A 13,285-nucleotide genomic window follows, 5' to 3' on the forward strand; every position below is an offset into this window, starting at 1 on the left:
CCGGGGCCGCCCCGACCGCTCCAGCAGCGGGCGGGGCGGCTTCGGCGTGAGTGGGACGCGGTGCCGTGTGGAACCCGGTGCCGTGCGTTGCCGTGCCGGGTGGAGCGGTACCTTCGACTCCACGCAGATCAGGGCCGATGAGGAGAGATGACCGTGAGCATGTTCGTGCGGCCCGCCGACGAGGGGGCGGACCCTTTCGCCACGGCACGTCTGCGGCGCGGGGTGCTGGACGCCTGGGCGACGAGCCCCGCCCGGTTCCGTGAGGACGCCAACGCCGAGGAGGACCTCGTCCTCGGCGGCTACCGCGACCGGCTGGTCGTCGAGCTGGCCCAGAACGCCGCCGACGCCGCCGCCCGCGCGGGCGTGCCCGGCCGGTTCCGGCTGACCCTGCGCGACGGCGTCCTCGTCGCCGCCAACACCGGCGCCCCGCTGGACGCGGCCGGCGCCGAGTCGCTGTCCACGCTGCGCGCCTCCGCCAAACGGGAGGGCGGCGAGGGCGCCGTCGGCCGGTTCGGGGTCGGCTTCGCCGCCGTCCTCGCCGTCACCGACGAACCCGCCGTCGTCAGCCGGCACGGCGGCGTGCGCTGGTCCCTGGCCGAGGCGCGGGGACTGGCCGCCGACACCGCGCGGCACAGTCCCGGCCTCGGGGACGAGATCCGGCGGCGCGACGGGCACGTGCCGCTGCTGCGGCTGCCGTTCCCCGCCGAGGGCAGCGCCCCCGGCCCGTACGACACGGCCGTCATCCTGCCCCTGCGGGACGCCGCCGCCGCCGACCTCGCCGAACGGCTCCTGCACGCCGTCGACGACGCGCTGCTGCTCGCCCTGCCCGGCCTGGAGGAGGTCGTGATCGAGGCGGGGGACGACGTACGCACGCTGCGCCGCCGTACCGACGGAGCCCTCACCGTCGTCGAGGACTCGCGGGAGGGCACCACCCGCTGGCGCACGTCCGCCGCGCACGGTCCGCTCACGCCCGACCTGCTCGCCGACCGGCCGGTGGAGGAACGCCTGCGCCCCCACTGGTCCGTCACGTGGGCCGTCCCCGTGGACGCCGACGGCGCCCCCGCCCGCCCTCGCACCAGCCCCGTCGTGCACGCCCCCACCCCCAGCGACGAGCCCCTCGGCGTCCCCGCCCTGCTCATCGCGTCCTTCCCGCTGGACTCGACCCGCCGGCACGCCGCGCCCGGACCGCTGACCGACTTCCTGACGCAGCGCGCGGCGGACGCCTACGCCGCGCTCCTCGCCGGCTGGCGCCCGGTCACCACCGGGATCATCGACCTCGTGCCCGGCCCGCTGGGCAAGGGCGGACTGGACGGCGCGCTGCGGCAGGCGATCCTCGACCGGCTGCCGCGCACCGCCTTCCTGCCGCCCGCCGTCGCACCGCGCGGCGCCGGCACCGGGTCCGACCGCTTCGAGGACGCCGCCGCGCTGCCCGTCGGCGGGGAGCACGGGGACGGGCTCGACGAGCTGCCCGAGACCCTGCGCCCCCGTGACGCCGAGGTGGTCGAGGGGGCGGGCGCGGAGACGGTGCGCGTGCTCGCCGAGGTGCTGCCCACCCTGCTGCCCGGCGGCCTGGAGCGCCGGCCGGAGCTGCGCACGCTGGGTGTGGCGCGGGTGTCGCTGCCCGACGCGATCGACCGGCTGGCCGGGCTGGAGAAGGACCCCGCGTGGTGGTGGCGGCTCTACGACAGCCTCGCCGGGGTCGACCCGGAGCGGCTGTCCGGGCTGCCGGTGCCCCTGGCCGGGGACACCTCCCGGGCTTTCGGCGCCGGGGGAGGGCGGACCACCATCGGCCCCCGGCAGGTGCTGCTGCCCTCCCCGGACGCCGTCTCCCTCGACCCCGAGGTCCTCACCCGCCTCGGTCTCAAGGTCGTTCACCCGGACGCCGCCCATCCGCTCCTGGAGAAGCTCGGTGCCCTCCCGGCCACCCCGCGCGCCGTGCTCACCACCCCGCAGGTGCGGGCCGCCGTCGCCGCCTCCCTGGACGACGAGGGCGGCATGAACTGGGAGGAGGACGCCCTCGACGCCGAGGAACTGGCCGACACGGTCCTCGGCCTCGTCCGCGACGCCGGGCTCGAACCGGGCGACGAGCCGTGGCTCGGCGCGCTCGCCCTGCCCGACGAGGAGGGCGAACTCTCCCCGGCCGGTGAACTCGTCTTCCCCGGCGGCCCCTTCGCCCAGGTCATGCGCGAGGGCGAACTCGCCGCCGTGGACGCGGAGCTGGCCGGCAAGTGGGGTCCGGAACCGCTCGCCGCCTGCGGCGTCCTCGTCACCTTCGCCCTCGTCCGTGCCACCGACGTCGTCCTGGACCCGGACGAACTGGAGCCCCGCGAGGGCGACTTCGCCGAACCCGACGACGCGGGCCTGCTGGACGCCGTGGACGTGTGGAGCGAGGACGTCCTCGACCGCTTCCCGGACAGTCCCGTCCCCCCGGTCGCCACCGAGATCGTCGCCGTGCGCGACCTGGACCTGGTGGACGACGACCGGTGGCCGCGCGCCCTCGCCCTGCTGTCGCGGCCGCCGCTGCGGGACGCCCTGGTCGAGCCGGTGCGCGTCCTGCTGCCCGACGGCACCCACGAGGTCGTGCGGTCGTACACCGCGTGGTGGCTGCGCGGGCACCCGGTGCTCGGCGGACGGCGCCCGGCCGGACTGCGCGCGGCCGGGAGCGACCCGCTGCTGCGGGGCCTGTACGACGAGGCGGACGCGACCGGCTTCGAGGACGAGCAGGTGCTGCGGGCGCTCGGCGTGCGCACGTCCGTCGCCGCGCTCCTCGCCGAGCCCGGCGGCGCCGCCGAGCTGCTGGACCGCCTCGCCGACCCCGACCGCCCGGTCACGGCCGCCCAGCTGCACGCCCTGTACGGGGCGCTGGCCGAGCTGGACCCGGACCAGGTCACCCTGCCGGACGACGTGCGTGCCGTGCGCGACGGCCGCGTCGAGGTGGTGGACGCCTCCGAGGCCGTCGTGGTCGACTCGCCCGACCTGCTGCCCTTCACGTCGGGCGTCCCGCTGCTGCCGGTACGGCCGGCGCTGGCCGCCGAGCTGGCCGAGCTGTTCCAGGTGCGGCGGCTGAGCGAGTCCGTCACCGGCGAGGTGCACTCCGAGGGCACCGAGCACGAGGTGCCGGAGCCGGTGCGGGTGCTGCTCGGGGCGGGGACCCCGGCGTCGTACGTGGAGCACGAGGAGCTGGTGGTCGACGGCGTGGAGATCGACTGGCGGCTCACGCCCGACGGCGTGCTGCACGCCGCGACCCTGGAGGGCGTCGCCGCCGGCCTCGCCTGGGCGGCCGGCCAGTGGCCCCGCCGCTTCGAGGTGGCGGCGTTGCTGGAGGACCCGTCCCGCACGGAGGAACTGGCCCGGGACCGCTGGTTCGACTAGGGGTGTCCCCGCTTTCGCGCGCACTTGGCGGGAGGCTGTCCTCGATGCGCTCCGATGAGCGCATCGAGGACGGTGCGGGCCGGATCGCTCACGATTTCCCGGACAGGTGTCCCTTCCCCGCCGCCGCGGGCCCGCCGATCAGGCCGGGAACCGCAGAATCAGGCCGGGAACCGCCGGGCGACCCACCGCCACGCCACCTCCAGCAGCACCGCACCGACGACCGCGACGCCGACGGCGGTCCACGGCATCGTCACGCCCACCAGCTTCAGCGCGAAGAAGTCCTGCAGCCACGGCACCGCCAGCACCACCACGAAGGCCAGGCCCATCGCCGCGACCAGCAGCACCCGCCACCAGGTGTAGGGCCGCGCGATGATCGCCAGCACCCACATCGAGATCAGGAACAGCGTCAGCGTCGCCGCGCTGGTCTCCGCGTCCAGCGCCCCCGGCCCGCTGTAGTGGTGCCGGGCCAGGAGGTACGTCACGAAGGTGGCCGCCCCGGCCACCACCCCGCCGGGGATCGCGTACCGCATCACCCGCCGTACGAAGTGCGGTCTGGCCCGCTCCTTGTTGGGGGCGAGGGCGAGGAAGAAGGCCGGGACGCCGATGGTGAGGGTGGACAGCAGGGTCAGATGGCGGGGCAGGAACGGGTACTCGACCCGCGAGCACACCACCAGCACCGCCAGCAGCACCGAGTACACCGTCTTCACCAGGAACAGGGTCGCGACCCGGGTGATGTTGCCGATGACCCGGCGGCCCTCGGCCACCACCGACGGCAGGGTGGCGAAGCTGTTGTTCAGCAGCACGATCTGCGCGACCGCCCGGGTGGCCTCCGAGCCGGAGCCCATCGCCACGCCGATGTCGGCGTCCTTGAGCGCCAGGACGTCGTTCACGCCGTCGCCGGTCATCGCGACCGTGTGCCCGCGCGACTGGAGGGCGCCGACCATCTCCCGTTTCTGCTGCGGGGTGACCCGCCCGAACACCGTGCCCGCGTCGAGGCGGTCGGCCATGCCCTCCTGCTCGGCGGGCAGCCGGCGCGCGTCGACGGTGGTGCCGGACAGTCCGAGCTTGGCGGCCACCGCGCCGACGGAGACCGCGTTGTCCCCGGAGATGACCTTGGCGCGCACGTCCTGGTCGGCGAAGTAGCGCAGGGTGTCGGCGGCGTCGGGTCGCAGCCGCTGTTCCAGCACGACCAGCGCGGTCGGCACGGCTCCCTCGGCCGGCTCGGCGTCGTCGAGGTCCCGGGTGGCGCGGGCGAGCAGCAGCACCCGCATGCCCTGCTCGTTGAGCCGCTCGGTCTCGGCGAGGGCCGGGTCGCCCTCGGACAGCAGCACGTCCGGAGCCCCGAGCAGCCAGGTGCTGGAGGTGCCGTCGCCCTCGCCGAAGGTGGCGCCGGCGTACTTGCGGGCGGAGGAGAAGGGCAGGGACTCGGTGCAGCGCCAGTCCTCGGCGACCTCGGCGACCGGGTAGGCGTCGATGATCGCCTGGAGGGAGGCGTTCGGGCGCGGGTCGGACTCGCCGAGGGCGCCGAGCACCGCGCGGACGTACTCCTCGTCGGCGCCGCCGAGCGGGCGCAGTTCGGTGACGTCCATGCCGCCCTCGGTGAGGGTGCCGGTCTTGTCCAGACAGACGGTGTCGACGCGGGCCAGACCCTCGATGGCGGGCAGCTCCTGGACGAGGCACTGCTTGCGGCCGAGCCGGACGACGCCGATCGCGAAGGCGACGGAGGTGAGCAGGACCAGCCCCTCCGGGACCATGGGCACGATGCCGCCGACCGTCCGCGCGACGGACTCCTTGAAGGCGTCGTCCTTGGTGAGCAGCTGGCTGATGATCAGGCCGATCGCGGTCGGCACCATCATCCACGTGATGTATTTCAGGATCGTGGAGATGCCGGAGCGCAGCTCGGACTGGACGAGGGTGAAGCGGGACGCCTCCTCGGCGAGCTGCGCGGCGTAGGCCTCGCGCCCCACCTTGGTCGCCCGGAACGCGCCGCCGCCCGCGACCACGAAGCTGCCGGACAGGACCTGGTCCCCGGGCCGTTTGACGACCGGGTCGGCCTCACCGGTCAGCAGCGACTCGTCGATCTCCAGTCCGTCGGCCTCGACGCACACCCCGTCGACCACGGCCTTGTCCCCGGGGCCGATCTCGATGACGTCGTCCAGCACGATCCGCGAGGTGCTGATCTCGACGGTCCTCCCGTCCCGGCGCACGGCCGGTCTGGCCTCGCCGATCACGGCCAGGGAGTCGAGGGTCCGCTTGGCCCGCCACTCCTGGAGGATGCCGATGCCGGTGTTGGCGAGGATGACGAAGCCGAACAGGCTGTCCTGGATCGGCGCCACGATCAGCATGATCACCCACAGCACGCCGATGATCGCGTTGAAGCGGGTGAAGACGTTGGCGCGGACGATCTCGCCGAGTGAGCGGCTGCTGCGCACCGGCACGTCGTTGACCTGTCCGCGCGCGACCCGTTCGGAGACCTCCGCGGCGGTCAGCCCCGTCTCCGGCGGGGACAGGGGAGCTGGATGCGCGGGATCGAGTGCGGCGCCCGGGTCGATGTGCGTCATGCATTCGACGGTACGTGCGGTTTTGCGGCTTCACCCGCTGGACGGGCGGAAGATCCGACCGGGGGACGAGGAGGTCCGGCGCCGTGTGCTGCCGTGGTACTACGCGGTGGGGCGGGCCTCCCGGTCCACCGCTTCCTGCCGGGCCGCGGCGTCCCGCTTGATCGCGGCGTCGCGCCTGCGGACGTACCAGATGCCGATCAGGCCGAGCCCGCCGCCGGCCAGGCAGGTCCACACCCACCAGGTGTGCCCGTGGTCGTCGAACCAGCCGTAGAAGGGCAGCTGGACGAGGAAGAGGACGAACCAGAGGATGGTGCCGCCGGTGATGGTCGCGACCACAGGGCCCTCCAGGGGCTCCGGCGCCTCATGCGTAGGTGTCCACTTCGCCATGCGTACAGCTTACGAGGACAACACGAACGCCCTCCCGCCCAGCCGCCCGCCCTTCCCCGGCCACTCCCGCCCCGCCGCCGGGCTTCCCCGGCTTCTCCCGGCACGCCACACGGGTCTACGCGCGGAGATAGCGATCTGTCGCTCATACGTTCATACTGAAACCGTTTGTCTCTGACCGCTTTCATTCGTAGAAAACACCAACAAGGCCGTGGGGGAACCTGTTGGTGATGAGGTCTCGCATGTCTGCCTCGGCCATTGCCAAGGTCCCCCCGTCCCCCGAGTCGCCCGAAGACCGGCGGCCCCCGCAGAACGCCCTCGACCGTTACTTCAGGATCTCCGAGCGCGGCAGCACGCTGCCCCGCGAGATCCGGGGCGGTTTCGCCACCTTCTTCGCGATGGCCTACATCATCGTGCTGAACCCGATCATCCTGGGCAGCGCGAAGGACATGTACGGCCACCAGCTCGACAACGGCCAGCTGGTCACCGCGACGGCGCTGACGGCGGCGTTCACCACGCTGCTGATGGGCGTCATCGGCAACGTCCCGATCGCGCTCGCGGCCGGTCTCGGCGTGAACTCCGTCGTCGCCCTCCAGCTCGCCCCGCGGATGTCCTGGCCGGACGCCATGGGCATGGTGGTGCTGGCCGGTTTCGTCGTCATGCTGCTGGTCGCCACGGGGCTGCGCGAGCGCGTGATGAACGCCGTCCCGTTCGGGCTGCGCAAGGCCATCGCCATCGGCATCGGTCTGTTCATCATGCTGATCGGCCTCGTCGACTCCGGGTTCGTCACCCGGATGCCGGACGCCGCCCACACGACCGTCCCGCTCCAGCTGGGCACGGGCGGTCACCTGCTCGGCTGGCCCGTCCTGGTCTTCGTCCTCGGCGTGCTGCTCACGCTGTCGCTGATCGTCCGCAAGACCCCCGGCGCCATCCTGATCTCCATCGTCGTGATGACGGTCATCGCGATGATCATCAACGCCGTCGCCGACGTTCCGTCCTGGGGCCTGACCACCCCCAAGTGGCCCGGCAACCCGCTCGCCACGCCCGACTTCGGGCTGGTCGGCCAGGTCAGCCTGTTCGGCGGGTTCGAGAAGGTCGGCGTCCTGACCGGCGTCCTCTTCGTCTTCACCGTCCTGCTGTCCTGCTTCTTCGACGCCATGGGCACGATCATGGCCGTCAGCGACGAGACCAAGCTGACCGACGCGAAGGGGCAGATGCCGGGCATCAATAAGGTCCTGTTCGTGGACGGCATCGCGGTCGCCACGGGCGGTGCCAGCTCCGCCTCGGCCACGACCTGCTTCGTGGAGTCCACGGCCGGCGTCGGCGAGGGCGCGCGCACCGGCTTCGCCAACATCGTCAGCGGCGGGTTGTTCGCCCTGGCCCTCTTCCTCACGCCGGTCGCCACGATGGTCCCGTCGCAGGCGGCCACCCCGGCACTGGTCGCGGTCGGCTTCCTGATCCTGGCCGGGTCGATCAAGGAGATCGACTGGGCCGACTTCACGATCGCCGTCCCGGCCTTCGTGACGATGCTGATGATGCCGTTCACGTACTCGATCACCAACGGCATCGGCATGGGCTTCGTCACCTTCACGGTGCTGCGCCTGGCGGTCGGCCGGGGCCGGGAGGTGCCGGTGGCGATGTACGCGGTCTCGGCGGTGTTCGCCTTCTACTACCTGATGCCGGCCCTGGGCCTGACCTGATCCCGCGGCGGACGGTTCCGGGGGGTCAGGGCACCCCGTAGAACCGTTCCGTCTCCTCGACGGCGGACTGGAACCGCTCGTCGAAGTCATTGCGAATGAGCGTCCGGACGACATAGTCCTGGACGCTCATTCCTCTTTTCGCCGCATGGTCCCGGAGCCGTTCGAGCAGCTCCCCGTCCATCCGCAGGCTGAGCACGCTGGTCCCCATGCGCACGAGGGTCGCCCCCGTGGGCCGGGTGCCGCTCCGGTTTCCGGAAATAGCTCACTCGTACGGGTGAAGATCGTGTTTCAGTGGCGCGCGTCACGGGCAGGCGGCGGGGTGAGCGTTGGTATTTCGCGAGACTAATGAGTTACGCTAAGGACATGCCGGACCTCAAGCATGGCGACGACGCTGCCGCCGTGAACTCCCTGCGCTCCGCCGTGATGCGCCTGTCCCGTCGACTCAAGCACCAGCGGGTCGACGAGTCGCTCAGCCCCACCGAGATGTCGGTGCTCGGCACCCTGTCCAACTGCGGCAGCGCGACCCCGGGCGAGCTCGCCCGCAAGGAACACGTCCAGCCGCCCTCGATGACCCGCATCGTGGCGCTGCTGGAGGCCAAGGGACTGGTCCGGCTGGAGCCGCACCCCGAGGACCGGCGCCAGAAGGTCGTGACGCAGACCGAGCAGGCCGTGGTGATGCTCGAGGAGAGCCGCCGCAAGCGGAACGCGTTCCTGGCCGCGCTGGTCGAGGGCCTCGACGAGGACGAGTGGGCGAAGCTGCGCGCGGCGGCCCCCGTGCTGGAGAAGCTCGCACACCTGTAGGCAGCATTCGCGAGGAGGCGAACCCTTTTGAGTACGGGATCCGGAGCAGCTTCCGCCCCCGCACCTGACCACGACGACTCCCTGCCCGAAGCCCCCGAGGCCCCCCGCAAGACGTCCATGTTCGCCTCCCTGAGGGTCAGGAACTACCGCCTGTTCTTCCTGGGGCAGGTCGTCTCCAACATCGGCACCTGGATGCAGCGCATCGCCCAGGACTGGCTGGTGCTCAGCCTCACCGGGTCCTCCGCGGCCGTCGGCATCACGACGGCCCTGCAGTTCCTGCCGATGCTGCTCTTCGGTCTCTACGGCGGCGTCCTCGTCGACCGGCTGCGCAAGCGGCCCACGCTGCTGGTCACCCAGTCCGCGATGGCGCTGACCGCGCTCGCCCTGGCCGCCCTCACCCTGACCGGGCACGTCCAGGTCTGGCACGTCTACGTCGCCGCCTTCGCGATGGGCCTGGCCACCGTCGTCGACAACCCGGCCCGGCAGTCCTTCGTCTCCGAGCTGGTCGGCCGCGACCAGCTGCAGAACGCGGTCAGCCTGAACTCGGCCAACTTCCAGTCCGCCCGCCTGGTCGGCCCCGCCGTCGCCGGCCTCATGATCACCGGCGTGGGCACCGGCTGGGCGTTCCTCGCCAACGGCCTGTCCTTCGTCGCGCCGCTGAGCTGCCTGCTGCTGATGCGCGCCCGCGAGCTGCACGCCGTCCGGCGCGCCCCGCGCGGCAAGGGGCAGCTGCGGGAGGGCCTGCACTACGTCGCCGGGCGTCCCGAGCTGGTCTGGACCATTGTCCTGGTCGGCTTCGTCGGCACCTTCGGCTTCAACTTCCCGGTGTTCCTGTCCGCCTTCGCCGACGACGTCTTCGACGCGGGCGCCGGCGAGTACAGCCTCTTCAACACCCTGATGGCCGTCGGCTCCCTGACCGGCGCCCTGCTCGCCGCCCGGCGCGGCACGGCCCGGCTGCGCGTCCTGATCGCGGCGGCCCTCGCCTTCGGCGCCCTGGAGATCGTCGCGGCGACGGCCCCGGAGCTGTGGCTGTTCGCCCTGCTGATGATCCCGATCGGCGTCTTCGGCATGACGGTCAACGTCACCGCCAACACCAGCATCCAGATGTCCACCGACCCGGCCATGCGGGGCCGCGTCATGGCCCTGTACATGATGGTCTTCCTCGGCGGCTCCCCGGTCGGCGCCCCGATCGTCGGCTGGGTCACCGACACCTACGGCGCCCGGGTCGGCTTCGCCGCGGGCGGCGCCGTCGCGGCCACCGCGGCGGCCGTGATCGGCCTGGTCCTGGCCCGCGTCGGCAACCTGCGCCTGTCGGTCGGCTGGCACCGAGGGCACCCCCAGGTGCGGTTCGTGCCGCGGGAGCGGCGGGAGGAGCTGGCGCCGGCGGCGTAGCCGGTGCCCCGGTCAGTCGCGGGGGAAGTCGCCGGTCGTGAGGGTGAGGCCGACGACGGTCCCGGTCAGGTCGACGTCCTCGCCGAAGCCGAAGGTGACGGTGCTGTGGTAGGTGCCGTCCTTGGGGAGGGTGTGCAGGTGCCACTCGCCGGTGTACGGGTCGACGATCAGGTACACCGGGACGCCGGCGGCTGCGTAGGTGTCCTTCTTCGGACCGTAGTCGTTGCCGGCGGTGCTCCGGGAGACGACCTCGGCGACGAACTCCACGTCCGCGGGGCGCCAGTGCCCCTTGTCGTCCCGCTCGGCGCCCTCGGTCAGGGCGACGACGTCGGAGGTGAAGCCGTTGAGGTGCCCCGGGTAGTCCATGCGGACGTCGGACTTGACGCGTTTGCGCGGGTACTTGGTACGAAGCTGGTCGTAGATGTCCGCGATGATGTCCCAGTGGGTGTCCCGCTGCGGCGTCATGAAGATGTGACCCCCGACGATCTCGGTCTTGTATCCCTCGGGGACGGGCATCTTCTCGAGCCACTCGAACATGACGTCCAGAGTCAGCTCGGTGCTCTCCTCGGCCATCTCGATCCTGTCGTCAAGGACGGTCATCGTGGCGCTCCTCCCCGGCTGCCCCCGACACGAGCACAGCCGCGCGGTACAACGATACGCACGGTGACCAGGACACGCGCGGACGCACATGCGTTCTCCGGGGGAGACTGACCGCATGAGACTCTTCGCCGCCGTCCTGCCCCCGGAGGACGTCGTCGCCGCCCTCGCCGCCGAGGTGGCCGCGTTGCGGCGGCTGCCCGGCGCGGACCGGCTGCGCTGGACCGGCCGCCCCGGCTGGCACCTCACCCTCGCCTTCTACGGCGAGGTCGACGACGACGTCGTCCCGGACCTGTCGGCCCGCCTGGAGCGGGCCGCGCACCGCACCGCGCCCTTCGAGCTGGCGCTGCGCGGCGGCGGCCACTTCGGGCACGGCCGGGCGCTGTGGGCGGGGGCGGACGGTGACCTGGCGACGCTGCGGCTGCTCGCGGACCGCGCGGAGTCGGCGGCGCGCAAGGCGGGCGTCCCGATGGGACAGCACCGGCGCTACCACCCTCACCTGACGCTGGCCCGCGGCCGGGAGGCGTACGACGTGGGGCCGTACGTCGACGCGCTGGCCGGCTTCACCGGCCGCGCCTGGACCGTGACGGACCTGGCGCTGGTGCGCAGCAACCTGCCGCGGTCCGGCGTGCCGGGTGAGCAGCCCCGCTACGAGACGGTCGCCCGCGGCACGCTCGGCGCGGCCGGTTAGGCTCATGGGCGTGGACCCGAAGACCCGTAACCGGATCATGGCCGGTGTGCTCGTGCTGATGCTCGTCGTGGTGGCGGTGGCGGCGGCCGTCGGATAACCCCCGGTGGGGTGGCCGCCGCCCCGCTCACCCCGCTACCAGGCGAACGCCTCCGGCGACGGCCCCGGCCCCGGGAAGATCTCGTCCAGCCCGGCCAGCAGCTCGTCGGACAGCTCCAGCTCCACGGCCCGCAGCGCCGACGCCAGCTGCTCGGCGGTGCGCGGTCCCACGATGGGGCCGGTCACGCCGGGCCGGGTCAGCAGCCAGGCCAGCGCGGCCTCGCCGGGCTCGATCCCGTGCTTGTCGAGCAGGTCCTCGTAGGCCTGGATCTGCGCGCGCTTCGCGGGGTCGGCGAGGGTGTCGGCCGCCCGCCCGGAGGCGCGGCGCCCGCCCTGGACCTCCTTCTTGATGACGCCGCCCAGCAGCCCGCCGTGCAGCGGCGACCACGGGATGACGCCGAGGCCGTAGTCCTGCGCGGCCGGGATGACCTCCATCTCGGCGCGCCGCTCGGCCAGGTTGTAGAGGCACTGCTCGCTGACGAGGCCGATGGTGCCGCCGCGGCGGGCGGCGGTCTCGTTGGCCTGGGCGATCTTGTAGCCGGGGAAGTTCGAGGACCCGGCGTAGAGGATCTTGCCCTGCTGGACGAGGACGTCGATCGCCTGCCAGATCTCGTCGAAGCCGGTGGCGCGGTCGATGTGGTGGAACTGGTACAGGTCGATGCGGTCCGTCCGCAGCCGCTTCAGGCTGGCGTCGACGGCCCGGCGGATGTTCACGGCGGACAGCTTGTCGTGGTTGGGCCACGCCTCGCCGTCGGCGCCCATGTTGCCGTACACCTTGGTGGCGATGACGGTCCTGTCGCGCCGGTCGCCGCCCTTGGCGAACCAGTTGCCGATGATCTCCTCGGTACGGCCCTTGTTCTCGCCCCAGCCGTACACGTTGGCGGTGTCGAAGAGGTTGATGCCCGCGTCCAGCGCCGCGTCCATGATCGCGTGGCTGTCGGCCTCGTCGGTCTGCGGACCGAAGTTCATGGTGCCGAGGACGAGACGGCTGACCTTGAGTCCTGTGCGTCCGAGCTGCGTGTACTTCATGGTCCCCAAGCCAACGGCCTGGAGTGCGCTCCAGGCAAGCGGTCCGCCGTGCCGGCCGGCTCAGTCGCGGGGGAAGGCGTCGGTCCTGAGGGTGAGACCGAGGACGGTGTCGGTGAGATCCAGTTCCTGCCCGAAGGCAACCCGGGTTTCGGTCGTGTAGTCGCCGTCCTTGGGCCGCGTGAAGATGTGACACCTGCCCTGGTACGGATCGGCGATCAGGTAGAGGGGGACCTCGGCGGCGGCGTACGCGAGCTTCTTGGGACCGTAGTCGTTGGCGGCGGTGCCCTGGGAGATGACCTCGGCGACGAACTCGACGTCCTCGTGGCGCCAGTGGCCCGTGGCGTCCTCCTTCGCGCCATCGCGCATCTTGACCACGTCCGGGCAGAAACCGTTCTCGTGGCCTGGGAAGTCGATGCGGACGTCCGAAAGGAGTTCGACGTCCATGCCGAAGCGGTCTTCGATGGTCCGTTCGATACGGCGGATGATTTTGTGGTGGGTGCTGCGCTGCGGTGTCATGTAGACGGTGCCCCCGACGATCTCAGCCCTGATTCCTTCGGGGACAGGCATCCGTTCAAGCCGCTCGAACCACTCGTCCAAGCGCTCCGTACTGATGTTGACCATGGCGATCCTGTCGTCTACGACGGTCATCGTGGCGCTCCTCC

General features: G+C 72.2%; 11 protein-coding genes. 5 read left to right on the top strand and 6 right to left on the bottom strand.

Annotated features, from left to right (window positions below):
- Positions 1-153: 153 nt before the first annotated feature.
- Positions 154-3,372 (top strand): sacsin N-terminal ATP-binding-like domain-containing protein, encoded by a 3,219-nt coding sequence (locus ACIRFH_RS25695; protein ID WP_403525204.1) that lies wholly within the window; start codon positions 154-156, stop codon positions 3,370-3,372.
- Between the two features lie 158 nt (positions 3,373-3,530).
- On the opposite strand, the gene ACIRFH_RS25700 is transcribed toward ACIRFH_RS25695, so the two are convergent.
- Positions 3,531-5,933 carry an HAD-IC family P-type ATPase gene (locus ACIRFH_RS25700; protein ID WP_403525207.1) on the bottom strand — a complete coding sequence of 801 codons (2,403 nt, stop codon included), beginning with the start codon at positions 5,931-5,933 and terminating at the stop codon, positions 3,531-3,533.
- A gap of 99 nt (positions 5,934-6,032) precedes the next feature.
- Positions 6,033-6,320 carry a DUF2530 domain-containing protein gene (locus ACIRFH_RS25705; protein ID WP_403525210.1) on the bottom strand — a complete coding sequence of 96 codons (288 nt, stop codon included), beginning with the start codon at positions 6,318-6,320 and terminating at the stop codon, positions 6,033-6,035.
- A 239-nt stretch (positions 6,321-6,559) separates the two neighbouring features.
- Between ACIRFH_RS25705 and ACIRFH_RS25710 the strand changes: the two genes are divergently transcribed.
- The gene (locus ACIRFH_RS25710) at positions 6,560-8,017 is read left to right on the top strand and encodes an NCS2 family permease (protein WP_403525212.1); all 1,458 of its coding nucleotides are present in this window, start codon (positions 6,560-6,562) and stop codon (positions 8,015-8,017) included.
- A 25-nt stretch (positions 8,018-8,042) separates the two neighbouring features.
- Here ACIRFH_RS25710 and ACIRFH_RS25715 read toward each other — a convergent pair whose 3' ends face one another.
- On the bottom strand, positions 8,043-8,231 hold the full coding sequence (locus ACIRFH_RS25715) for a ribbon-helix-helix protein, CopG family (RefSeq protein WP_161165430.1): 189 nt from the start codon (positions 8,229-8,231) through the stop codon (positions 8,043-8,045).
- A 149-nt stretch (positions 8,232-8,380) separates the two neighbouring features.
- Between ACIRFH_RS25715 and ACIRFH_RS25720 the strand changes: the two genes are divergently transcribed.
- Both ACIRFH_RS25720 and ACIRFH_RS25725 read left to right on the top strand, forming a co-directional pair.
- A complete protein-coding gene (locus ACIRFH_RS25720) occupies positions 8,381-8,818 on the top strand; it encodes a MarR family transcriptional regulator (RefSeq protein WP_351014225.1) in 438 nt (145 codons plus the stop codon).
- 27 nt (positions 8,819-8,845) lie between these two features.
- Positions 8,846-10,210 carry an MFS transporter gene (locus tag ACIRFH_RS25725; RefSeq protein ID WP_403525216.1) on the top strand — a complete coding sequence of 455 codons (1,365 nt, stop codon included), beginning with the start codon at positions 8,846-8,848 and terminating at the stop codon, positions 10,208-10,210.
- 12 nt (positions 10,211-10,222) lie between these two features.
- Here ACIRFH_RS25725 and ACIRFH_RS25730 read toward each other — a convergent pair whose 3' ends face one another.
- On the bottom strand, positions 10,223-10,810 hold the full coding sequence (locus ACIRFH_RS25730) for a Uma2 family endonuclease (protein WP_403525218.1): 588 nt from the start codon (positions 10,808-10,810) through the stop codon (positions 10,223-10,225).
- A 115-nt stretch (positions 10,811-10,925) separates the two neighbouring features.
- On the opposite strand from ACIRFH_RS25730, the gene thpR reads away from it, so the two are divergent.
- Positions 10,926-11,498, top strand: coding sequence for an RNA 2',3'-cyclic phosphodiesterase (thpR, locus tag ACIRFH_RS25735; protein WP_403525221.1), 573 nt, complete (start codon positions 10,926-10,928; stop codon positions 11,496-11,498).
- Between the two features lie 132 nt (positions 11,499-11,630).
- On the opposite strand, the gene ACIRFH_RS25740 is transcribed toward thpR, so the two are convergent.
- On the bottom strand, positions 11,631-12,623 hold the full coding sequence (locus ACIRFH_RS25740) for an aldo/keto reductase (protein WP_403525224.1): 993 nt from the start codon (positions 12,621-12,623) through the stop codon (positions 11,631-11,633).
- Positions 12,624-12,683: 60 nt separating this feature from the next.
- Positions 12,684-13,271: a Uma2 family endonuclease gene (locus ACIRFH_RS25745; protein WP_403525227.1), complete on the bottom strand. Its 588-nt coding sequence runs from the start codon at positions 13,269-13,271 to the stop codon at positions 12,684-12,686.
- Positions 13,272-13,285 lie beyond the last annotated feature (14 nt).

Source organism: Streptomyces sp. NPDC093586, assembly GCF_044764905.1.
GTDB lineage: Bacteria > Actinomycetota > Actinomycetes > Streptomycetales > Streptomycetaceae > Streptomyces.

What these genes read in the sequence shown, in the direction of transcription:
- ACIRFH_RS25710 (WP_403525212.1), top strand. Translation starts at nt 6,560, where the DNA reads ATGTCTGCCTCGGCCATTGCCAAGGTCCCCCCGTCCCCCGAGTCGCCC.
- ACIRFH_RS25730 (WP_403525218.1), bottom strand. Translation starts at nt 10,810, where the DNA reads ATGACCGTCCTTGACGACAGGATCGAGATGGCCGAGGAGAGCACCGAG.
- ACIRFH_RS25740 (WP_403525224.1), bottom strand. Translation starts at nt 12,623, where the DNA reads ATGAAGTACACGCAGCTCGGACGCACAGGACTCAAGGTCAGCCGTCTC.
- ACIRFH_RS25700 (WP_403525207.1), bottom strand. Translation starts at nt 5,933, where the DNA reads ATGACGCACATCGACCCGGGCGCCGCACTCGATCCCGCGCATCCAGCT.
- thpR (WP_403525221.1), top strand. Translation starts at nt 10,926, where the DNA reads ATGAGACTCTTCGCCGCCGTCCTGCCCCCGGAGGACGTCGTCGCCGCC.
- ACIRFH_RS25705 (WP_403525210.1), bottom strand. Translation starts at nt 6,320, where the DNA reads ATGGCGAAGTGGACACCTACGCATGAGGCGCCGGAGCCCCTGGAGGGC.
- ACIRFH_RS25745 (WP_403525227.1), bottom strand. Translation starts at nt 13,271, where the DNA reads ATGACCGTCGTAGACGACAGGATCGCCATGGTCAACATCAGTACGGAG.
- ACIRFH_RS25720 (WP_351014225.1), top strand. Translation starts at nt 8,381, where the DNA reads ATGCCGGACCTCAAGCATGGCGACGACGCTGCCGCCGTGAACTCCCTG.